This window comes from Phaeobacter sp. NW0010-22, assembly GCF_040365955.1.
In the GTDB taxonomy this organism is placed as follows: domain Bacteria; phylum Pseudomonadota; class Alphaproteobacteria; order Rhodobacterales; family Rhodobacteraceae; genus OMPR01.
In genome coordinates this window covers 185,963-206,548 of record NZ_BAABWT010000007.1, presented here as the reverse complement: position 1 = coordinate 206,548, position 20,586 = coordinate 185,963, and the positions used below count along the sequence as shown (strand labels likewise).

At 56.1% G+C, this 20,586-nt stretch carries 22 protein-coding genes and 1 riboswitch; of the genes, 5 read left to right on the top strand and 17 right to left on the bottom strand.

Annotated elements, in window-relative coordinates; translation table 11 throughout:
• Window positions 1-43: 43 nt before the first annotated feature.
• The gene (smpB, locus tag ABWV33_RS16280; protein WP_113823669.1) at window positions 44-520 is read right to left on the bottom strand and encodes an SsrA-binding protein SmpB; all 477 of its coding nucleotides are present in this window, start codon (window positions 518-520) and stop codon (window positions 44-46) included.
• Window positions 521-631: 111 nt separating this feature from the next.
• Window positions 632-834: riboswitch (cobalamin riboswitch) on the top strand.
• Window positions 835-905: 71 nt separating this feature from the next.
• Here smpB and ABWV33_RS16275 point away from each other — a divergent pair.
• Window positions 906-1,583 (top strand): energy-coupling factor ABC transporter permease, encoded by a 678-nt coding sequence (locus tag ABWV33_RS16275; protein ID WP_353332245.1) that lies wholly within the window; start codon window positions 906-908, stop codon window positions 1,581-1,583.
• A gap of 19 nt (window positions 1,584-1,602) precedes the next feature.
• Here the strand turns inward: ABWV33_RS16275 and ABWV33_RS16270 are convergent, their stop codons facing one another.
• Together ABWV33_RS16270 and ABWV33_RS16265 are read right to left on the bottom strand one after the other, a co-directional pair.
• Window positions 1,603-1,863 carry a CBU_0592 family membrane protein gene (locus ABWV33_RS16270; protein WP_113823667.1) on the bottom strand — a complete coding sequence of 87 codons (261 nt, stop codon included), beginning with the start codon at window positions 1,861-1,863 and terminating at the stop codon, window positions 1,603-1,605.
• A 40-nt stretch (window positions 1,864-1,903) separates the two neighbouring features.
• Complete coding sequence (locus tag ABWV33_RS16265; RefSeq protein WP_113823666.1) at window positions 1,904-2,833, bottom strand: LysR family transcriptional regulator; 930 nt, start codon at window positions 2,831-2,833, stop codon at window positions 1,904-1,906.
• Between the two features lie 85 nt (window positions 2,834-2,918).
• On the opposite strand from ABWV33_RS16265, the gene ABWV33_RS16260 reads away from it, so the two are divergent.
• Complete coding sequence (locus ABWV33_RS16260; protein WP_353332243.1) at window positions 2,919-3,557, top strand: class I SAM-dependent methyltransferase; 639 nt, start codon at window positions 2,919-2,921, stop codon at window positions 3,555-3,557.
• 27 nt (window positions 3,558-3,584) lie between these two features.
• Here the strand turns inward: ABWV33_RS16260 and ABWV33_RS16255 are convergent, their stop codons facing one another.
• Both ABWV33_RS16255 and ABWV33_RS16250 read right to left on the bottom strand, forming a co-directional pair.
• Entirely contained in the window at window positions 3,585-4,346 is a 762-nt protein-coding gene (locus ABWV33_RS16255; RefSeq protein WP_353332241.1) for a lysophospholipid acyltransferase family protein, read from the bottom strand.
• Between the two features lie 91 nt (window positions 4,347-4,437).
• A complete protein-coding gene (locus ABWV33_RS16250; protein ID WP_113823663.1) occupies window positions 4,438-5,253 on the bottom strand; it encodes a sulfotransferase family protein in 816 nt (271 codons plus the stop codon).
• Between the two features lie 145 nt (window positions 5,254-5,398).
• On the opposite strand from ABWV33_RS16250, the gene ABWV33_RS16245 reads away from it, so the two are divergent.
• On the top strand, window positions 5,399-6,976 hold the full coding sequence (locus tag ABWV33_RS16245; RefSeq protein WP_353332239.1) for a DUF5928 domain-containing protein: 1,578 nt from the start codon (window positions 5,399-5,401) through the stop codon (window positions 6,974-6,976).
• Window positions 6,977-7,011: 35 nt separating this feature from the next.
• Here ABWV33_RS16245 and ABWV33_RS16240 read toward each other — a convergent pair whose 3' ends face one another.
• The 11 genes from ABWV33_RS16240 to ABWV33_RS16190 form a co-directional block, all read right to left on the bottom strand.
• Window positions 7,012-7,524, bottom strand: coding sequence for a hypothetical protein (locus ABWV33_RS16240; protein WP_353332237.1), 513 nt, complete (start codon window positions 7,522-7,524; stop codon window positions 7,012-7,014).
• Window positions 7,525-7,698: 174 nt separating this feature from the next.
• Window positions 7,699-8,340, bottom strand: coding sequence for a DUF1523 family protein (locus tag ABWV33_RS16235; RefSeq protein ID WP_113823660.1), 642 nt, complete (start codon window positions 8,338-8,340; stop codon window positions 7,699-7,701).
• Window positions 8,341-8,351: 11 nt separating this feature from the next.
• Window positions 8,352-8,618 carry a hypothetical protein gene (locus ABWV33_RS16230; protein WP_113823659.1) on the bottom strand — a complete coding sequence of 89 codons (267 nt, stop codon included), beginning with the start codon at window positions 8,616-8,618 and terminating at the stop codon, window positions 8,352-8,354.
• Complete coding sequence (locus ABWV33_RS16225; protein WP_353332235.1) at window positions 8,619-9,962, bottom strand: DUF6638 family protein; 1,344 nt, start codon at window positions 9,960-9,962, stop codon at window positions 8,619-8,621.
• Window positions 9,963-10,079: 117 nt separating this feature from the next.
• Window positions 10,080-10,937, bottom strand: coding sequence for a phage holin family protein (locus ABWV33_RS16220; RefSeq protein WP_353332233.1), 858 nt, complete (start codon window positions 10,935-10,937; stop codon window positions 10,080-10,082).
• 215 nt (window positions 10,938-11,152) lie between these two features.
• Window positions 11,153-11,494 (bottom strand): hypothetical protein, encoded by a 342-nt coding sequence (locus ABWV33_RS16215; RefSeq protein ID WP_353332231.1) that lies wholly within the window; start codon window positions 11,492-11,494, stop codon window positions 11,153-11,155.
• Between the two features lie 115 nt (window positions 11,495-11,609).
• A complete protein-coding gene (locus ABWV33_RS16210) occupies window positions 11,610-13,553 on the bottom strand; it encodes an AAA family ATPase (RefSeq protein ID WP_353332229.1) in 1,944 nt (647 codons plus the stop codon).
• Between the two features lie 53 nt (window positions 13,554-13,606).
• The gene (locus ABWV33_RS16205) at window positions 13,607-14,725 is read right to left on the bottom strand and encodes a hypothetical protein (RefSeq protein ID WP_353332227.1); all 1,119 of its coding nucleotides are present in this window, start codon (window positions 14,723-14,725) and stop codon (window positions 13,607-13,609) included.
• Complete coding sequence (locus ABWV33_RS16200; protein ID WP_353332226.1) at window positions 14,718-14,900, bottom strand: hypothetical protein; 183 nt, start codon at window positions 14,898-14,900, stop codon at window positions 14,718-14,720. The genes ABWV33_RS16205 and ABWV33_RS16200 overlap by 8 nt, the downstream gene beginning before the upstream one ends.
• A gap of 12 nt (window positions 14,901-14,912) precedes the next feature.
• Window positions 14,913-15,077 (bottom strand): hypothetical protein, encoded by a 165-nt coding sequence (locus ABWV33_RS16195; RefSeq protein WP_353332224.1) that lies wholly within the window; start codon window positions 15,075-15,077, stop codon window positions 14,913-14,915.
• Window positions 15,078-15,323: 246 nt separating this feature from the next.
• Window positions 15,324-16,403, bottom strand: a complete 1,080-nt coding sequence (locus ABWV33_RS16190) for a coiled-coil domain-containing protein (RefSeq protein ID WP_353332222.1) — start codon at window positions 16,401-16,403, stop codon at window positions 15,324-15,326.
• 350 nt (window positions 16,404-16,753) lie between these two features.
• Between ABWV33_RS16190 and ABWV33_RS16185 the strand changes: the two genes are divergently transcribed.
• Window positions 16,754-16,960 carry a cold-shock protein gene (locus ABWV33_RS16185; protein WP_113823652.1) on the top strand — a complete coding sequence of 69 codons (207 nt, stop codon included), beginning with the start codon at window positions 16,754-16,756 and terminating at the stop codon, window positions 16,958-16,960.
• Window positions 16,961-17,215: 255 nt separating this feature from the next.
• The gene (locus ABWV33_RS16180) at window positions 17,216-19,018 is read left to right on the top strand and encodes a BCCT family transporter (protein ID WP_121996354.1); all 1,803 of its coding nucleotides are present in this window, start codon (window positions 17,216-17,218) and stop codon (window positions 19,016-19,018) included.
• A gap of 275 nt (window positions 19,019-19,293) precedes the next feature.
• On the opposite strand, the gene ABWV33_RS16175 is transcribed toward ABWV33_RS16180, so the two are convergent.
• The gene (locus ABWV33_RS16175; RefSeq protein WP_353332220.1) at window positions 19,294-20,511 is read right to left on the bottom strand and encodes an aminopeptidase P family protein; all 1,218 of its coding nucleotides are present in this window, start codon (window positions 20,509-20,511) and stop codon (window positions 19,294-19,296) included.
• Window positions 20,512-20,586: the final 75 nt, after the last annotated feature.

Genomic DNA, 20,586 nt, shown 5'->3' with positions numbered 1-20,586 from the left:
TGGCCTGTACAAGTCATCCCGAAAGGACCAAGCACAGATTTTATCAGCTGTGGTCTTTCATCAGGCGTGATTTCTGGCGCGACCAATCGCGTTTGGCTTCGCTGGCGCGTTTGTCGTGGTTCTGCTTACCCTTGGCGATGCCGATTTTGATCTTGGCCATGCCCTTGTGGTTAAAATACATAACCAGCGGCACCAAGGTCATGCCTTTACGCTGTGTTGCGTTCCACAGATCAGACATCTGTTTGCGCGACACCAACAGTTTGCGCCGGCGCCGTTCTTCGTGTTTGAACACTTTGGCCTGCGCATAGGGCGCGATGTAAGAGTTCACCAACCACAGCTCTCCATCTTCGACGGTGGCATAGCTTTCGGCGATGTTTGTGCCGCCCACGCGCATGGATTTGACCTCGGACCCTTCCAGAATGATTCCGCATTCCAGATCGTCGTTGATCGCATAATCGTAACGCGCACGCCGGTTTTCGGCGATTACCTTGTAATTGGGGTCTGATTTTGTCTGAGCCATAATACCGGCAGACTTAGGCCCCCCTGCGCCCCTGCGCAAGTCGCACCTGCGGCATTTGTATAATCCCGTGTCTTGGATGCTTGACAGAAACGCGCGCACGGGCGACCCCTGCGCCACGGTTTCTGATGGGGTTCGTGCCCCTGACGAATGAAAAAGGGAATCCGGTACGGCCTCGCAAGCCAATTCCGGAGCTGCCCCCGCAACTGTAAGCGGTGTGTCTGCCCAAATTACCACTGACCGAGGACGCCGGTTGGGAAGGTTGGGCCAGACAGGACACCGCAAGCCAGGAGACCTGCCGTATTCACGGGCTTTGCCCATCCTAATCCCCCCGGGTGATCCGGGGCCAAACCAATGCCGTCGGGTGTGACGGTAAGGAGTACAGACTATGCATATCGAACCTGGCGTCGTGACCGGCGCAAAACTGTTGCTCAGCTATGGAACGGCTGCGGGCGCGGGCCTGATGGGCCTGAAAATGACCGCCGACAGCATTCGCGACAGCAGTGCCGTATCCTTGATCGCGCGCAGCGTGCTGACCACCGGATTGGTGTTTACCTTTTTCGAAATCCTGCCGCATTTTCCGGTGGGCGTATCCGAGGTGCATTTCATCCTCGCCTCGACCCTGTTTCTGCTGTTCGGGGCTGCGCCTACCGCGATCGGGTTGGTGGCGGGTCTGTTCATTCAGAGCTTTTTTCTGGCGCCGTTTGACCTGCCGCAGTTTGGCATGAACATGACCACCCTTTTGGTGCCGCTGTTTGCGATGCAGATGCTGGCGAAAAACATCATCGCCCCCAACACCGCCTATGTGGATTTGAAATACACGCAGGCGCTGGCGCTTTCGACGGCGTATCAGGGCGGCGTTGTTGCGTGGGTCGCGTTCTGGGCGTTTTACGGTCAGGGCTTTGGTGCCGAGAACCTTGCCGCTGTGACCGGTTTTGGCGCGGCTTACATGCTGGTTATTCTGATCGAACCACTGGCGGATCTGGCCGTGTTGGCCGGGGCAAAATCCTTGCGTGACATGACCCGTTTTGGATTGTTCACACCGCGTCTACACAGCGCGGAGTAAACCAAATCAGCGTGCCGCGTTATGTTGCACGGCGCGCCTTTAGGGCCTGTATGATCCCGATCAGGCTGATGATGACCCAGAACCCCTCCATCAACACCGAGGGCAGGTTAAAATTGTGGCTGAGCGAATAGAGCAGCAACAGCGCGCCAAGCAGATTGACCACCGGAAACATCAGATCCTCGGAATTCAATATCCGGATCTGCGTTGCAAAATAGGCAAACGCGATAAACAGCGTCCCCACAGTTCCGACCAGATCTGGCCAGCTTAGCGATTGAAACATGTCCGTCCCTCTTTCGCGCGTCTCGTTTTCTGCGCGACATCTAGCGTGGGGGTGCGCCCTTCACAACGCCAGAGGAGGCGACATCCTGCGCTAGAAAATCCGCCAGCAAATCAAACACCAAGCGGATGCGCCGTGCGGTATGCAATTCGCGATGGGTGGTCAGCCAAACGGGGAAACTGACCGGTTGCAGGTCTGACACAACCTGCTCTACCGCCGTGCTGCGGCGGGCCACTTGGTCGGCCATCAGCGACAGGCCCAGCCCCTGTTCCACCATCGCCCAAGCCGCCACCCCCGAGGCCGAGCCCATGCGGAAATTTTCGGGCTGCAACGCCACCCCCTGATCGGCGAAGAACTCCACCATGCGGGGCACCTGCCCGAATGACACAAAGTCATGGGTTTTCAGGTCCTCGACTGAGGTCGGGCGCCCGCGCCGGTTCAAATAACTCGGCGCCCCGTACAGCCCCGCCGTCGCCTCGGCCACCAGCCGGGCAATCAAATCCGGTTGTTCCGGGCGCACGTGGCGAATGGCGATATCCGCCTCGCGTTGTTGCAAATCCCGGACATCATCGGCAGACACCAGATCCACCACCAGCTTTGGCGCGATCTCACGCAGGCGCAACAAGACTGGCGGCAAGACAAAGGCGCAATAGACCTCGGACGCGGTGATGCGCACTGTCCCCTCGATCGCTTGTGACTGACCGCTTGCGACCAAAGACACCCGCATTGCCGCATCCCGCATGGCGCGCGCATGATCCAGCAGCTCAGCCCCCGGCTGTGTCAAGATCAAGGCCCGGCCCGTGCGTTCGAACAGGGTCACGCCCAGCTCTTCCTCTAACGCGGTCACTTGGCGGCCCAAGGTAGGTTGCGTTTGCCCCAACACCCGCGCGGCGGCTGACAGCGACCCTTCTTCGGCCGTGGCCAGAAAGGCGCGGATATGGGACCAATCAAATGAGATGCTCTGCCAATTCATGCATTTGTGTATAGCAACCGTGCAGATTTCAGCAATTCATCATTGATCTTCGCATAGATAAAACCAGCGCAAAGGAGATTTGAACATGACAGAGCCGACAGCATTCTGGGACAGCATCGCGGAAAAATACGCCAAGCGTCCGATCACGGATCTGGAGGCCTATCACTATTCTCTGGATCGGACCCGGTCTTACCTCGCCCCAACCGATCACGTGCTTGAGCTGGGCTGCGGCACCGGCTCAACCGCGCTTTTACTAGCCGACAGTGTGGCCCGCTATACCGCCAGCGATCTGTCGCCCAAAATGATTGAAATCGGCCAAACCAAGGCCAAAACCCAAGGAACAGACAATGTGGAGTTCATTGCGACGGATGTATCTGATGCGCAGCATGCGGGCACGGTTTATGATACAGTGCTGGCCCTGAACCTGCTGCATCTGCTGCAGGATCTGCCCACGCGCCTGTCTGAAATCCACGCCATGATCAAACCCGGTGGTCTGTTGATTTCGAAAACCGTCTGCCTGCCCACCAAAGGCTTGCCGCTGAAGTATCGGCTGATGAAGGGCATCCTGCCTCTGGCGCAGATGTTGGGCAAAGCCCCCTATGTGAACTTTATGACCACAACCAAGTTGGAACAAATCATTACCGCGGCTGGGTTTGAGATCCTTGAAACAGGCAACTATCCGGTGATGTTGCCGGGCCGCTATGTGGTCGCGCGCAAGATTTAGGACAAAGCGCGCTGTGCGGTGTTGGGGTTAACGGCGGTCAAAAACCGCGATCATCTCTTGTCTGAGGCGTGCAACATCTTCGTCCACGGTCGCGGTTAGATCGCACTCAAAGGGCGGCAACACCTCGATCCGGACGGTGCCACTGTGGGGAAAGAACTTGCCGCGCGGCAGCAACCTGTCTGAGTCCAAAATGACAATCGGGCGGATGCTGCGGCCGGTTTCCCGCGCCACTAACACTGCCCCGGCTTTGAATTCGCCAAGTGTTTCGGTGTTTGTCCGGGTGCCTTCGGCGAACAGAACCACAGACCGGCGCTCTGGCATATCGCGCACTGCCTGCGTCAGTGTTTCCAACGCCACCTTGCCGTTGCTGCGGTCGATTTCCACCAAGCCAGCGCCCGTGAACCCGGTGCGCAGCAACGCGGCATCGCACAGCTCTTTCTTGGCGGCGAAGGTGAACCATTTTTTGTCCGGCACGACATCCATCAACGTGAACCCGTCCAGATGGCTGAGGTGATTGATCACGATCAGGCTGCCGGTGTCATCGCCCAACGCGCGTTTATGCGCCTCGGACATTTCGACCCGAATGCTGAGCAACCACAACAAGCGCGAACAGGCCCGTTTGACCAATCGCCAATACCAGCCCCGAAACCCGGCGCGGCGCACGCACAGCAACGGGACAAAGGCAATGAACAGGAAATTGAGCGGCCCAAGGACCAGCAGCACGCCACGTTTGGCTAGGTGAGCGATCTTCAAAGCCCCCGCGCCCTGCGGATTGGATTGATCTGCCATGGCATGCGTTGCTTTCCCCCGTCGGGATAGTCAGGCGATAAAGAGCACGCAATCCGTAAGCCGCGTGTTCAGGTCGGATTCAGCACCTAGACTAGCCCAGCTTGGCGTGCACCTCATCCAGGTCAATTTCAGCGATCGGCATCTTATTTCCGGGGTTCTCAAAATCGTATTTGAACAACTGGAAATCGCGTTTGAAGATCTCGTACACCAGATGCATCGACAAATCGTCAAAATAATCTTCGACCGGGTGTGCCCGTTTTGGGCCGTGACCTTCTGATTCGTTGAACCGGGGGATTTTTTTCAAATCGACCGCATGCGGGGTCTCAATGCTGTTCAACACCCTTTGCATGCCCTCATTAAAGCTTTCGGTCCAGACGATTTCGTCATACCGGCCACCATTGGCGATAAAGGTCGACACATGGCCCGAGACCGCAGACCAGTGAATGTCCGGGTCCATCGGGCGGCGCCAGCGAATGGTATCGCGCGCAAACAACAGAAACCGGCGGAAGCTTTGGATCTGGTCAAACTCTTGTTTGCCATCATCACCGCCAACTTCGATCCCGTATTTGTAGATCAGGGTTGGCACCAGATTGCCGCGATACCGCCGCCCGTTGCGCTGAATGCCGCAAATTTTGTCGAAAAACGAGCTGAGGATGCGCGTGTAGGGATTGCGAACGCAGGTGAACGCATAAGATCTGTGCGCCAGCACGTTGCGCGTGATCGGCCCCTGACTGTCGTCCCGCGCCCATTTGTGCATTCCGTCCTTGGCGTCGTGAATATCGCCGTCGAAAAATTCACCATGGTCGGAATAATACATGATCTGACCAATGGTCGAGCAGGCGCACTTGGGCACCACGCGATAGACCACACTTTCGCTTTCCGTCATCCAGACGCCGGGAAAACCCATCTGCCTTGCCTCCTATCCCTGTTTCGCCGTACCGTGGCCACAGGTGTGCTTACCTTAAAAAAGCAAATAAATGCTGTTTATTCAATCGGTCTTCACCTTTATCAACGTAAACAAAGAACACAAATAGGGATTGATCGTTTCCAATATGGCAAAAATTGCCTACATCCTGCTGTGCCACAAAGATCCGGATGCAATTATCATGCAGGCCGAGCGGCTGACTGTGGCCGGCGATTACATGGCGATCCACTTTGATGCCCGCGCCAAGCCTGAGCATTTCAAGAAGATCAAAGACGCCCTGAGCGACAATCCCAATGTGACCTTTGCCCGCAAACGGATCAAATGCGGCTGGGGGACATGGTCGCTGGTTCAGGCGTCGCTATATGCGGTGCAGGCAGCGGTCGAAAACTTTCCGCGGGCCACGCATTTCTATATGCTGTCGGGCGATTGCATGGCGATCAAAACCGCCGAATACGCCCACAAGTTCCTGGACGAAAATGACAAGGATTTCATCGAAAGCTTTGATTATTTCGAAAGCGACTGGATCAAGACCGGCTGGAAAGAAGAGCGGCTGGTCTATCGGCACTTTTTCAACGAACGCACCCAGAAAAAGCGGTTCTACGCCGCCTATAACCTGCAGCAACGGCTGGGCCTGAAACGCGACATTCCGCATGACATCCAAGTCATGATTGGCAGTCAATGGTGGTGCCTGCGCCGGCGCACCGTGGAATGGATTCTGGATTTCACCCGCCAACGGCGCGACGTCATGCGGTTTTTCCGCACCACCTGGATTCCGGATGAAACCTTTTTCCAGACCCTTGTGCGCCACCTCATCCCCGAAGACGAGATCGAGGCCCGTACCCTCACGTTTCTGATGTTTTCCGATTACGGCATGCCGGTCACCTTCCACAATGACCACTATGATCTGTTGCTGGCTCAGGATTTTCTGTTCGCCCGCAAGATCAGTCCCGAGGCCAAAGAGCTCAAGGCCCGTCTGGGTCGGCTTTATGCGGCCCATGATGTTGGGTTCCAGATCTCAAACGAAGGCACCAGCCTGTACAAGTTCCTGACAGGCCGTGGCCGGATGGGCCGGCGGTTCAGCATGCGGTTCTGGGAAACCGAAAGTTCGCTGGGGCGCGAGCGCGAATTGTTGATCGTCGTGTGTAAGAAATGGCACGTTGCCAAACGCCTGCTGGAGCAAATCCGTCACGTCGCAAATGTTCCGACAATTAATTATCTGTTCAACGAAGAAAGCACCCCCCTGCCCGATCTTGGCGGGATCCAAACCTCGCTGGAAAAACGCACCCGACATCGGCGCGCCCTGATGCGGATGCTGTTTGAATACTACAACACTGACCGGTTGGTGATCTGCATGGATTCCTCCAATCTGGATCTGATGAATGACTTCTATTCGGATCGTTCGGTCAGCCGGCTGTTGGAAATCGATTGCCACTTCAGCGATGAATACCTGACAGGACACGCCCATCGCGTCGGACTGGCCGGGGAGCGCACGCCGAAAGCCACGCTAGAGCGGTTGCTGCCCACGATCCGCAATGACATGAACCATGAATCGGATTTGATTAGGGACGCGGGATTCAGCCGGTATCAACGTATTCGCGAAACCGCCACCGCCGAAGAAAACGCCCCAAAGCTGGCCGAATTCCTGTCGATCAGCTGGGATCAGGGCCTGCGGCTTGCCCAGACGGATCACCTCTTTTCAGACTAAGACCCGAGGGTGGTTTCGCCCCCGGGTCACAGGGCCTATTTGAACGTCGCAACACCGCTATAGCTGGCGATCAGCGGCTGTTCGTAGGGGAATTTGATGACAAACGTGTCGGTCTGAATGTTCTGACCTTTGTATGTCTCAAGTTTGTAGTCTTCGGTCACGCGCCCTGTGACAGTCACCGAGTCGCCGGTTTTCTTGGCGTCCAGAATTTCAAAATCCCGGCCCAGCTCTTCGTAGCCTTTGAAGTATTCGAGATACTCTTCGGGGATTTCCATATCGGCGTATTCTTTGACTTCTTGGGCGGTGAAGTTGAACACGTCATCCGGGATGCCATAGCCGTATTGGGTGGTGTAGACTGCGGTTGCGGCGGGCATGAACATATTGATCATCGGCGGGTAATTTTCCGCGATCAGGTTGGTGTAGAAACTCTCGACCAAACCTTTGGCATCCGAAACCTCATCCGCCGCAGCGGAGTGTGCCGCAACCAACATGGCAAAACCAACACCTGCCGCCGTAGCTTTTCCACCCAGACCTTTAAAGAGGGCCATCATAATTCTCCTGAATCATTATCTGTCTAAAATGACAAATAATAACCCCTCAACGCCGCAACAAGGTGCACAAAACGGATTTCTCAAAAGGATCGGCAGACTAACGCCAACGGCCGCCCAGTTTCCAAGGCGGCCGCGTAATTTCGAATGTGTTTCAATGTATTCCGGTTGGCGTTACTTGCGCCATGTATCCAGCCACCGGCGGAACCGACCGCGTTTTTCATCAATGGCATCGCCCGCCGCATATAGGCTGTCTTCAACGCTTTCGACCATCGGATCAATCCGGGCCTCGCGGAAGCGACGCCAGCGCACATAGATCGCCCACGCCAGCGCCCCGAACACCACCAGGAAGAGGATATTGAACCACGGAATGATCCGCACGTCCGGGCTGTCTACCTGCCAGATCTTCACCGCATTTGGAAAGATCGAGATGAATTCATTGCGCCAGCCATAGTGCCGCATCGCCACCCATTTGGGGGCCTCGGCCGAGGATTTCATATCCGCGGCTTCGGCCTGTAGATTGGACGAGTTCAGCTTGAAATACGGCGGCCAGCTCCAGCCTGTGTCTTCGTTGCGATAGACCATGACGTTGCCATTGGCCAACCGCGTCTGAATGAAAAACACATCCCGGTTGGGCGTGGTTGCATCGCTGCCCACGTCTTGCGCGGCCCAAAACAGGCTGTTCTCACCCGGATCAATCCGCTTTTCATAGGTGTCGGTGACGCGGACGATATCATGATGCGGCAGCGTATAGTGCAGCGCCGCTACAATCGTCCCCCAAAACAGAATGATGAACGCCCATTTGATGTAAGCCATAGTTCAGGCCCTCACATGAAATTCGAAAAATATACAAGGAACGCAATCAGCGCCAAAGGCACCACATACACCCCCAAGATCAACTTGCGCCGGAACGAGGCATCGTATTTCTTTAGCCCCCGCGCAACAAAGGCCTCGCGATCGCCGGTCACACCTTTTTTGTCCCAATACGCCTCTAACTTGTTGCGGCGCACGCGGCGGGAATACAGCGACACCCCAATATAGATCACCGTCAAGACCACCAACAAGGGGACAAGCAAGCGCAGCATTACAAACATTTACGGCCTCCTTACAGCGCCCCATGGGCCAACACGGGCGATCAAATCTTCGGTTGGTGCGGACACCTCGCCCTGCATGTCCGGTTCATGGCCAAACAGCGCCTCGCGCGCACCTTCTTTATCCACCTGATACTCCCGTGCAAGGAAATCAGCAACATAGGCCTTTTTCGCCTCGGGCCAGCCCGCATAGGTGCGATAGAACAGTTCTTTGTGGCAAATGAACAGCTGACGCACATCCAAGGGGCACAGTTCCGCCAACAACATATTGACCAGATCGCGGTGTTCCGTGTCCGCCGCGCGCAGGGTGTAGAAATACGCCGGATGGTCGGAACTGATCCGCGGCCACCGCCCGCCCGAGCGCGCCCAGCTCTGGACTTGGGCCAGCGCGTGATATTCGTCGGGCAGTTGTTCCACATGGCGGCGCGCCAGTCGGCGCATGTCGCTGCGGTCCAGTTTGCTGAGATCGATGCCCGCGTTGGCCGCCGTGTCGATGGTGATGAAATCCATCTTTTGTTGCAGGATCTGGGCGGCATCCACGCCGCGCGCTTTGACAATCGGTTCAACCAGATCGTTATAGTCAAAGAATTTGGCAATTCTGTTGCGCTGGCTCAGGTCAAACACGTATTTGATCGGCAGGTCTTCGTCGGGTTTTTCACCGCTTGCGATGACCGCCGGATGTTCCAGATCGGGGAACAGATACAGCCCGCCATAATGCGCGGTCCAGAATGCACCCTGTTCAAACAGGGTTTGGCTCAGATGCACCGGGTTGCGGGTCACATCACCGGTTTGTTTCGCCGCGCCGATCATATCCGCGATCAGCACGTCATCGAACCACGCGTCGTCTTCGGTCTTGAAGCGGTCGACCATATTGCCCAGCTGTGTGGCGGTTTTCAGGGTGCCGCCAACGGTGTCGGCCTCGACCTCGACCTTTTTGAGATCAAAAAGGCGCCGGGGCGAGGTCACTTTGAAGACCGAATTGACCAGCTCTCCGGCGACCGCATCCGTTGCGGTCAGAGCAAACAGCTGGCTTTCATTGTCTTCGATAAACTGGCGCAGGATGTCCCGCGAGGTGGAGAATTTTACATTGAGCAGCGGCGCGCGTTTCTGTTCAGTCGTCAGCAGAATGAACTGCCGGTTGACCCCATTGGGGTTGAGATAGAGCGGATCGCCCAGTTCATCCCCCACCTCGGGGGAATAGCCCGAGATATCGACGTGAAAGTCGGTCAGCGCGGTGGTCTTACCGCTGAGGTGCCGGAGCGCGCGGTTATAGCGTTCGATCAGGGCGGGGCTGGAGATGTGGACGAGGTTGCCGAACATCAGGCCCTTTTCAATCAGTCTCTTCACGACATCTCCTTTCTTGTAAAACGGTAGCGACGCGTCCGGCCCGAGGGAGGGTGCGGAACGCGCCCGCCCTGTGGGGCGGGTCGGACGCGTCGCGGCTGCGCCGCGGAAATGGATGGCTCATACCTCACCACTTTCAACCCAAATATCCATCTCTAACAACTCCCTCAAATTGTCTCTGAGTTGATCCAGACCCATAGAGTCAAATCGCATTTTTTGACCGGGACTTAGCTGCTCGTAAGGCCTCATAACTTCATGAACAAAACTCAGACATTGCAAGTATGCGTCTCTTATGTCGGACTTTGAGATATCTGTTTTCTTGTGAAAATATTCCTTCAAACCCCTCAGACAAACGAGAGACCCAGAAACCCCTTGTTTGACAGCATCATCAGCACTTGTGGCTTTTCTGATTTCAAAAACAGGGAGGCCAATAATCATACCTGATGAATTAAGGTTCCTAGGTCTCCAGCGTGAGCCCCATCTTTCTTCATTCTGCATCAGTTCCGACAGGAGACCCAGCATTTGATCAAACTGATCTTTTGCACGCATTTCGAGTCTGTCTGCTTGCTCAATCTCAAAAATCACGGCCTGCTTCTCTAATATCGAAACTTGTTTTTGGTGCGCCTCTCTTGTGAGCTTCAGCTCCTCTCTAGTGGCTTTCAACTCCTTATGCTGCGCCGCCAATTCCTTACTTTGCAGCCAAACTGTCACGATGATCCAAAGAAAGGCCAAAACACCTGCAATCCCGGCAAAGGTGTCCCCAATTTCATTCGCAGGTGACAGAGCAAACGATACGATCCGTAATTCCCAACCGTCCTCATTGGTATACTGTGGCCCAATCGCCAAAATGAGCACCACAAGCAAAAACACCTTTGTCAACGCCTGGCCAACTTTCATTGGCTGTTTGCTTTTGACACCACTCTTGATCGTGTTTGCTTGGTTTTTCACCCAATCAAGTTTCTTTTCCCAGTCAATCATAGGTAAACCTTCCAATCACCACCCAAGCCCCCTCCCCATGGGGGGGAGGGAGGGGGCTGCGCGGCAGGGCCGCGCTGGTTTGAGATAGCGGGGGATGAGTGTTCAATATCCCGATGGGCGCAAAGAGGTGTTTCATCGCTTTGACCTGCCAATCGCTTTGCCAAGCAATAAGGCCATCAACCAAAGAAATAGCACCCCAGCGAAGATAGCACTCATCATAACTCATCCCTTTGCCGCCCTAGCAACAACCCCATGGTCACTGCCGGAGCAAGAAAAACAGACATGCAGATTGCCTGAAATTTGATGTAGCCCATAAATTGCTCTGGTGACGACTCACCATCCAGCGTGTCAGCAAGATCTGCGAACATCACCGCCAAAATTATGCTGACAAACAACACTAAACTGCCTGTTCCCGCCACATATTTCAGAAAAGTGGGGAGCCAATGCTTACCACGTCTTTTGGCAGCATGAGCTGCACGTTCGGCCCTGAAACCAATTGGGAAAGCCAGCCCGATACCGAGAAAGAGTGGGAGGGCTAGAGCTATCAATCCAATCATGCCAATTCACTCCCATTCGGTTCCCACCCGCTGCCCCAAGCCCCCTCCCCTTGGGGGGAAGGGAGGGGGCTGCGCGGCAGGGCCGCGCTGGTTTGGGGTAGCGGATGTTGTGCGCTCAACCTTTGCCCTCCAGATACCGTTTCTTCGCGGCTTCCTGCCGACCGAAATCGCGGACCAGTGCGTCGATGGCGACCTCGTCGGATTTGTCGGCATAGCGGAATTCGCTGTCGGCGTAGCGGTTGATTTCCTGCACCACCATATCCACCGTGATCGGCACCCGCAGGTCGGCGATCATCGCATGTTTGGTGTCGTAGTCCTGAAACAGGAACAGGTCGGGGTTTTCCATCCATTCGTCCGGCAGCTCAAAATCCATCGCGCGGACTTTGACCGCGTCGGTGATGTTCTTGATGGCGCGGCCGGTAAAGCGTTCATCCGCCTGTTGGATCGCCTTGAGGTAGGTGCCCAGTTTGGCAATTGTATTCAGCGCGCCGATCTGGCCCTCGACCTGCTCATAGACTTGCAGCAATCCGTCTTCGTGTGGGCGGGCGTGACCCTCGAAACTGGCGGCGACGGCGCGTTTGATTTCCTGCGCGGCAAAGGCGGTGTGATCGCCCAGCGGAATGTCGTGGTTCTTGCCCATCAGCAGGTTCAGGATGTCGATGTAGTCCTCGCGGGTTTGGGGACCATCGACCAGAAACCGTGCCCCGGCGCGTTGGCGCAGGGCGTCATCGACGTTTTCAGGATAGTTCGAGAACATGCCAAAGGTGCAGTTGCCGCGCACAACGGTGTTGGCGCCTGCAAAGCTCTCCATCAAGACAGCGGTGATTTCTAGTTGCCCGGCACTGGACTGACGATCGCCGCGTTTGCCCGCCAGTTGGTCGATGTCATCGATGGTGCCAAATCCAATGACCGAGGGGTCCAGAATGGTGTTGATGAATGCCTTGGCGTTTTGGCCCGATTTGCCCTGATAGCTGTCGATGTTGTCGGTGCTGAGGTTCTGATAGCGGAACGGATAGCCCGCGTTCAGGCAATAGTCGTTCAGCAGCCCGGCCATCATCTGGATCAGCGTCGTCTTGCCGGTGCCCGGTTTGCCATCGCCCATAAAGGTAAAGATGAAGCCGCCCAGATCGGCAAAGGGGTTCAAACGGCGATCAAAGTCATAGGCCATCAGCATCTTGGCCAGTTTCATCGCCTGATATTTGGCGATGTGGTTGCCGACGACCTCGTTCGGTTTCTTGAACGTCATCGTCAGGGTGGTGGATTTCGCTTTTGAGGCGGGTTCAAACCCGCGCAGGGTCAGGTCATCTGCCTCCACATGCCATGCGGACCCGGCAAAACCTGCCAGTTGTGGCGCGCCCTGTACCCGTTGGGCGGCCTTTTCCATCAACTGCTCGGCAAAGCCGCTGGCCGTTGCGATCAGATGCGCATCATCGGGGGCTTTGGTGGCCAGAACCTGATCCAATTCCCACAGGGCCCCGTGCAGGGCAAGTTGGCCATTGTCGGTCAGCAATTCATCAACCTCACCGACCTCGACTGTGACCTCGGACAGGTGCGAAGACAGGAGATAGGCCAGCGCATTGCCCAAGGTGTGGGCGGTAATCAGCGCCTCGCCGGTCAACAGGTCAGAGAATTCGGACTTGCGTGCAGGGGGCAGGTCGCCCGCCAGATTGGCGCGTTTCAGATCGCCCAGCGCGGTTTGATCGGCGTAGATCTCGCCCATCGCGAGGGCAATCGCCACGGCCCGGCGCAGGGCATGCTGCACCGTCGCCTGCAGCGGAGAAGTCAAGGCATCGCCATCATCCGCCGCCTCGATCCGGTCGATCAGATGCACCCCATCGGTGCGCGCCGTGCGCCGTGTTACCAACCCCGGTGTGGTCGAACGAAACCGCCGCCGCGTGCCAACGCCCGGGCTGCGTTCAGCCGGAGCGTTTGTGGAGGACGCAACCGCCGTCGCAATCCGGGGGGCATGTTCGAACCCTTCGAGCAACACGGTTGCGGCCGGGTAATGTTTGAGAATGTCCGCTTCGGGCAATTCCATCTGGTCAGAATTCAAGCTCATGTCACGCAACCTCTTTTAACAATCTTCAAATACGGCAATTCCGGGCGCGGCAGTCAGTACCGCAAAACCTGCCCGGTGGCGCTGACCACAAATTTGCGCACGTCGCCAAACCCCGGTGGATTCTGTTCCGCAAGCACCTGAAACGGGCGCTGTGGCAGGATGATGGAGCGCTGCATCCGGGTGGTGCCCGTCTCGGCGCCCTGCCCGCCAAAGGGATCTAGGGCAAAGACCTCGCGCTCAACGGTCGAAAACCAACCGGCACGCTCTTCGATCACCTGTTCGCTTTCCAGCTCTTCGGTGGTCCAGGCCAGCGCCCAATCTTGGCCCTCGGGCGCCTCGGCCTCGGCCAGAACCCGGCGCAGGGGGCCGGATTGTTCGGTATAGGCGGACGAGTACATCGGCCCCACGTGGATGCGCTTCAGCGACTTGGGGTGCAGATCGTCAAAGTCCTGATCGAAGCCCTTGGCAATCGTCAGCAGCTTTAGCCCCGCCATCGATTGCGCCATCAGATGGGCCTGCACCTCAGGCCAGCGGCGCTGATCCTTGGGCAGGGTTGTTTTGCCGCTGTCCTCAAGCTCCATCAGGTAAATGACCGGCAGGTTGATCTGACTGTCATAGACGGCCCAGTGCAGCATAAACCGCCGCCGGTCGCCATCATTTCCGATCCAGAGACATTCCGGGTCATTGCGCGCCCAGAACAACTCGCCTTTGAGCAGTTCCTCGTAATACTGCCGCTGGGACAGGGCGAATTGCAGCTTGGTCGGCACCTGTTGTTGACCGATGATGGTGCGGACCATGTCATCCTTGAGCTCGGCTTCGGACGGCATGTTGGCCAGATGCCGCTGCGCCTGTTGTGCGTCATTGGCCATGGTCAACAATTCAGCCGCCACCGGAAACCCGCTGTCGCGCTTGTCCATGTTGAGCGAGCCAAAGAACCTACCCGTGTCGCGCCCGACCAGCAGGTACTTCATGCTGAGCGCGCGGAATGTATAGAGCAGCCCCGAGAGATAGCGCGAGATGATCTTGACCTCTTCTTTAGAGACCGCGCCATCAGCTTCCATATTCGCGGCGACGCGCAACAGATGTACGGTGATCCCCTCAAACTTGCGGAAATACCGCCGCGAGGCAAAGGTGTCGGTCAGCCCAACGTGGTCATTGGCGGGGTCAGTCATGCGTATCCTTTATTTCTGCTTGCAGGCGATTCATCACGCCAACCGTTATTCCGGCCACACCCCCAGCAACAGCTGTGTGCACCCAGAATGCGACGTCAAAAGCCCATCGCACCAAAAGCCCCGTCAAAACACCGAGCACAATGGCAACCGCATAGGATTTCAAAGTCGTCTTCATGATTGGCTCACCTCACGCCCATCTACGGGTCAAAGCACCCATCGTGATAAAACCCACGACCACAGCTGCGGCTGTTTGAACAACGATGCCCCGGTCAAAGGCCCGATTTACCAACACACTGACCAAAGCGCCGACACCAACGCCGACGCCGATCGCCAAGTTCTTTTTCGTATTCAAACTCTGCCCCCTTCATACGGGTGACTACCTCTTGTCTCCGCACTCATTCCTTTAACCTCATACGGCTTACCAGCTTAACTGCGCCCACAATTGAGGTAATAAAAACCATTGATCCGACGCCCCATATCGCAGGGGAAGGCCAGAGCTTGGCCCAAACTAAGAGAAGCACACCAGCAAAACCCAACTGAGCCAACCAAACGGTCCACGAAGAAGGCGTGTTCGACCAAAAAGACCGATCTAGCACCCTTATCCCCCGTACAAGTTCTTGTCGTGCTTCTCGACGATCGAAGCGAACCGGCGCGCGAACCGCTCATCGGCTTTGGCTTTCTTCTCTAACACGTCGCGGGCGAACACCATGTGGTCCTCGTGGGCATCCAGCATGTCGGCCATTTTCTGGTTGGTTGCGGTGCCGATGGCGGCCATGGCGGTTTGCGCCTCTTGGTCGGTTTTGACGCCGATTTCGTTGATGCGGTGCGCGACGTCCTGCTGTTGGGCCGTTTTCAGCGAGCTGGTCAGCGCATCATAGAGCACGACCCGCTGCGCCGTGTCTGTTTGCAGCTTGTTGATCAGCACCATCTGTGTCGCCGCTTGGTTCTGCAGGGAATCGACCCAGGTCTTGCCCTTTTCGATATAGCGTTCCAGCGTCTGGCTTTTGGCCAGCTTGACCTGCTCGTCCTGCACCAGAGCATTATAGCTCTTGTTCATTTCGGCCAGTTCGGTTTCCAGCTTGGTGCGCGCCGCCGCATCCTGTTCCACCGCGATTTTGTTTTCCAAGGCGATGATCGCCGGGTCCATGCCCAGAATGTCAGCGCGGACGTTTTCCAGCTCTTGCACCGTGAATTCCCGGTCATCCAGCGTCGAGGTCAGATTTACCTCGACCTTTTCGCGCTGCTCTTCCAACACCGCCAACTGCCCTTCGAGCAGCTGAACGATCACGTCCGACTTGGCGATCAGGTCTTGCAGCTTGTCATCAATGTTCGCAGACCGGATGCGTTCCTGACGCATGGAATCCGACTTGGCCCCGGCAAAAATGCCGACAAAACTTTCCCACCCGGTTTTCGAACGCATCTCGTCGAAATCTTTGGAAAACGCGCTGGTCACATCATCCAAGCCCATAATCAGCTCGGCAATATTAGCGTTCATCACGTCCGTATGGGCATGCACATCCTCTAGCGTGGCATTTTCGATATCAATGTCAGCTTCGCCCGCATCAATTTTGGACCGCGCGCTTTCAATTCGCCCGGTCAGACCCTCAATCTTGGCCTGACTTTCTTTTACCTTCTGCTGCGTTTCCCGAATGATTGCATCAAATTCTGAGTCAGACACGGCTCAAATCCCCTTTTGTTACTGTAATACTCACTAGTTAGGTAATGTAACGACGATTTACATCCCCCCAACACACTCTTTCCGCGAAAGTTTTGCAAACCTGCCTCAGAAAGAAAACCTATATCTTTGACGACACAGAGATGTGGCAGGCGTGCACGTAGATCCGCTTATAAAGGACTTTTTTCAATTTGCCCCTTGAACGAATCTCTTTCCCGTTCCATATCAAGTCCGCTTACGTTATTCCTATTCGACCACTGTCTCCCGTTTACCGGCACTCAGTCTTTCGATCCAGGCCGACTATGCAGGGCTACCGCACTCAAGCAGGTAGCAACATTATGGAGACTACGGATATGGCCACTGGCACCGTAAAATGGTTCAACTCTACTAAAGGCTTCGGCTTTATCGCACCCGATGGCGGCAGCAAAGACGTGTTTGTACACATTTCTGCTGTTGAGCGTTCCGGCCTGACAGGTCTGGCCGACAACCAGAAAGTTACTTTCGACATCGAGCCCGGCCGTGACGGTCGTGAGGCAGCGGTAAACCTCGCACTGGCATAAGCCTTTTTCGAGACCGAAATTTTGAAACGCGGCCCCTCTCTGAGCGGGCCGCGTTTCGCATTTTAGGACCAAACTGTCGGATGCGCCCCATTTTGGCGAACGTAGTGTATACAAAGGTATCCTGAATTCTGTCGTGAATTGTTAACATTGTTAGCGCAAAAGGTCGCATAATAGCAGATTTAGACCGTATACATACCTTCTCAATCCCCTCACATGCCGCCAATTGGGAAAATCACGACAGAGGAGGTCGCGCGCATGTCCGTCAAACAACCATTCACCGAGCTGGAGATATCCAAGGCTAAATCAGGGTTCTACGAAGGGCACAGCGTGGAAATCGCCCTGCTCAGCAAAGGAATTATGGTCGCTCTTGTTCTCTGGGCTCTTATCTGGCCCGCAAACGCCCAAGGCGTTCTAGGCAGCCTGAACTGGCGCCTGCTCGAAGATTTTAACGCATTCTACATCGTCATCGTTGGTTTCTTTGCCTTCTTCCTACTGGTGATCGCGCTTTTGCCCCAAACTGGCAAACGCATCATGGGTACCCCGGGTGAAGCCCCCGAGTTTTCAAACTTCTCATGGTTCTCGATGATGTTTGGCGCCGGTCTGGGTGTCGGCCTGATGGTTTTCGCCACCGCCGAGCCACTGGGTCTGTGGGGATCCAACCCCGTTGTTGTTGGCCAAGAGGTTGCTGGCAACTCAAAAGAGGCAATCCAATCCGGATTCCGTTACACGTTCCTGCACTATGGGTTCCACGCTTGGGCGATTTACGTCGTAACCGGCCTATCGCTGGCCTATTACGCTTATACACGCGACATGCCACTGACCATCCGCACCGCTCTGACGCCGCTGTTTGGCAAACTGATGAACGGTTTCCTTGGTCACATCGTTGACGTTCTGGGCGTTGTTGCAACTATCCTTGGTGTATCTGTAACCATCGGCTTTGGTGTTTCGCAATTCGTTGACGGCGTGTACGCCATCACAGGTGCGGAATGGATGATGGATATGTCTGGCGATGCACCTGCACCCGGCACTGTTGGTCTGATCTCTGGTCTGGTCATGATCATGGGCCTGTCGATCCTGTCGGCTGTATCCGGTGTTGGCCGTGGCGTTAAGTATCTCTCCAACCTCAATCTGGTTCTGTCGCTGATCCTGCTGCTGACCTTTGTTGTCTTTGGCTCGTTCCTGTTTGCCATGACCACCTATGCAACAGCCTTTGTTGACTACATCCTGAACTTTGCCGCGCTCAGCTTTGGCCCTTACACGCCGCTGTCCGCCGCGGACTTTGCCTCTGCTCTGCCTGCCGAAGCAACAGCACATGCTGATGCCCTGCGTGGTGGTGCAACCAATGCATGGGGTTCGTTCTCTGGCTTCAAATCCGGCCTCGAAGGCGATGCAGCTGCTCTGTCTGATGATGTTCTGCAGGCTGCCTATGCAGCTGGTGAGCAGGGCCGTCAGTTCGGTTGGCAAGCGGGTTGGACAACCTTCTACTGGGCTTGGTGGATCGCATTCTCGCCCTTCGTAGGCTTGTTCCTTGCGCGCATCTCGCGTGGTCGTACCGTACGTGAATTCATCGTCGGCTGTGTATTTGCACCAGCGATGGTCTGCTTTGCATGGATGACCATTCTGGGCGGCACCGCGATTGATCTGGAACTGAGCGGCAACGCCGAGGGCGCCATCATTGGTGCATCCAACACGGCCAAACTGTTTGTCACTCTCAGCCAGATGATTTCAGGCGGGTTCCTGACCGGTATCACCATCATGTGTGTTGTTCTGATCATGACCTTCCTGGTCACTTCGGCTGACTCGGGCATTCTGGTGATGAACACCATCATGTCTGGCGGCGAACAGCACACCGGCATCAAACATCGCATCGTTTGGGGTCTGATCCTGACAGCGGTCATCGCCACCCTGCTGGTCGCGGGTAAGGCAAATGATGCAGGCGATCCGATGGAAGCGCTCAAAAGCGCCATGATCATCGGCGCGCTTCCCTTCACTATGGTGATGGGTCTGATGTGTATCTCGCTGACCAAAGCCCTGTATCGGGATGGCAAGCGCGGCTAACCCTCGCCTTGCTAATATCAGCCTTTGAATTTGCGCCGGGCCTGAGAGATCAGGCCCGGCGTTTTTGTGTTCGGATCAAACACAAGCCACGCCCATACCAAAGCACCCCCGGGACCATAGCCCAAAGGTTTTGCGTTACTCATGTCTTTATTGGGGATGCCCGTCATCTCGGCCAGTGCGGTGCACCAGCGGTGTACGGAAAGTGCACAAGGGGTGCACAGATGGCACCCCCCGGCTGTTGGGGTCGCTAAACCCCTGTTACGCAGCGCGCGGCCTTAGCCGACAACGTTGAATTCCGGCCCGTATGGGTAGCCAGTGATGTTCTCATTGCCATCGTCGTTGATCACCAAGATGTCGTGCTCGCGATAGCCACCGGCCCCTGGCTCGCCATTTGCAATTGTCAGCATTGGCTCCATCGAGATCACCATGCCCGGCTCAAGAACTGTGTCGATGTCTTCGCGCAGTTCCAGACCCGCTTCGCGACCGTAGAAGTGCGACAGAACCCCAAACGAGTGGCCATAGCCAAATGTGCGGTACTGCAGCAGATCCCGTTCTTCAAAGAATTCGTTGATCTTGTGGGTCACTTCAGAACAGCTCACACCCGGCTTGAGCAACGACATGCCGTATTCATGCGCGGCGACGTTGGCTTCCCAAACCTTCAACGAGGCCGGGTCGACTTCCTGCACAAACATGGTGCGTTCCAGCGCGGTGTAATAGGCTGAAATCATAGGGAACGTATTGAGCGACAGAATATCGCCACGCTCCAGAACACGGCCCGTAACCGGGTTGTGGGCACCATCGGTGTTGATGCCCGACTGGAACCACACCCATGTATCGCGGTATTCCGCATCCGGGAACCGCTTGGCGATTTCAGCTTCCATCGCATCACGGCCGGCCATCGCCACGTCGATTTCGCGCACGCCAGCTTTGACCGCATCGCGGATCGCATAGCCACCCACGTCAGCTACATTGGCACCGTGCCGGATCAGGGCGATCTCGGCCTCGGATTTGTGCATCCGCTGGCGCATGGTTGTCTCGAACAGGTCAACCATTGTGGCAGGTTTGAGGAAGTCTTCCATCTTGTCGCGCTGCATCAGCGTCAGGTGGTCGCCTTCGTATCCGATGACTTTGCCCGGACCCGTCACCGACAGAATCGCACGCCAGTAGTTGTCGCGCTGCCAATCCGTATAGGTGATGTTGTCGGCAAAGCTGCGGCGCCACGGCTGCCCGGCATCAATCCCGGCACTAATTGTGACACACTCGGTTTCGGTCACAACCAGACCGTAGGGACGGCCAAACGAGCAATACAAAAAGCCCGAATAATACGCGATGTTGTGCATCGAGGTGAAGACAGCGGCAGTCGCGCCAGCAGCGTCCATACGCTCGCGCAGCTCAGTCAGGCGCGCTTCGTATTCAGCTTCGGCAAACGGCAACGGGGCCTTTACACCATTGTGATAACGGTAAAAATCCGGACGCGGTGTGGTAGTGGTCATGGGTTGACCCTCCTCTTCAGAAAGGTCCTGGCGTTCAGGACAGAACTTGGGCGCATCCCCTGCGGCATGCGGCGA

Coding starts and splice junctions, on each gene's coding strand:
- smpB (WP_113823669.1), bottom strand. CDS start 520: ATGGCTCAGACAAAATCAGACCCCAATTACAAGGTAATCGCCGAAAAC.
- ABWV33_RS16275 (WP_353332245.1), top strand. CDS start 906: ATGCATATCGAACCTGGCGTCGTGACCGGCGCAAAACTGTTGCTCAGC.
- ABWV33_RS16270 (WP_113823667.1), bottom strand. CDS start 1,863: ATGTTTCAATCGCTAAGCTGGCCAGATCTGGTCGGAACTGTGGGGACG.
- ABWV33_RS16265 (WP_113823666.1), bottom strand. CDS start 2,833: ATGAATTGGCAGAGCATCTCATTTGATTGGTCCCATATCCGCGCCTTT.
- ABWV33_RS16260 (WP_353332243.1), top strand. CDS start 2,919: ATGACAGAGCCGACAGCATTCTGGGACAGCATCGCGGAAAAATACGCC.
- ABWV33_RS16255 (WP_353332241.1), bottom strand. CDS start 4,346: ATGGCAGATCAATCCAATCCGCAGGGCGCGGGGGCTTTGAAGATCGCT.
- ABWV33_RS16250 (WP_113823663.1), bottom strand. CDS start 5,253: ATGGGTTTTCCCGGCGTCTGGATGACGGAAAGCGAAAGTGTGGTCTAT.
- ABWV33_RS16245 (WP_353332239.1), top strand. CDS start 5,399: ATGGCAAAAATTGCCTACATCCTGCTGTGCCACAAAGATCCGGATGCA.
- ABWV33_RS16240 (WP_353332237.1), bottom strand. CDS start 7,524: ATGGCCCTCTTTAAAGGTCTGGGTGGAAAAGCTACGGCGGCAGGTGTT.
- ABWV33_RS16235 (WP_113823660.1), bottom strand. CDS start 8,340: ATGGCTTACATCAAATGGGCGTTCATCATTCTGTTTTGGGGGACGATT.
- ABWV33_RS16230 (WP_113823659.1), bottom strand. CDS start 8,618: ATGTTTGTAATGCTGCGCTTGCTTGTCCCCTTGTTGGTGGTCTTGACG.
- ABWV33_RS16220 (WP_353332233.1), bottom strand. CDS start 10,937: ATGATTGACTGGGAAAAGAAACTTGATTGGGTGAAAAACCAAGCAAAC.
- ABWV33_RS16215 (WP_353332231.1), bottom strand. CDS start 11,494: ATGATTGGATTGATAGCTCTAGCCCTCCCACTCTTTCTCGGTATCGGG.
- ABWV33_RS16210 (WP_353332229.1), bottom strand. CDS start 13,553: ATGAGCTTGAATTCTGACCAGATGGAATTGCCCGAAGCGGACATTCTC.
- ABWV33_RS16205 (WP_353332227.1), bottom strand. CDS start 14,725: ATGACTGACCCCGCCAATGACCACGTTGGGCTGACCGACACCTTTGCC.
- ABWV33_RS16200 (WP_353332226.1), bottom strand. CDS start 14,900: ATGAAGACGACTTTGAAATCCTATGCGGTTGCCATTGTGCTCGGTGTT.
- ABWV33_RS16185 (WP_113823652.1), top strand. CDS start 16,754: ATGGCCACTGGCACCGTAAAATGGTTCAACTCTACTAAAGGCTTCGGC.
- ABWV33_RS16180 (WP_121996354.1), top strand. CDS start 17,216: ATGTCCGTCAAACAACCATTCACCGAGCTGGAGATATCCAAGGCTAAA.
- ABWV33_RS16175 (WP_353332220.1), bottom strand. CDS start 20,511: ATGACCACTACCACACCGCGTCCGGATTTTTACCGTTATCACAATGGT.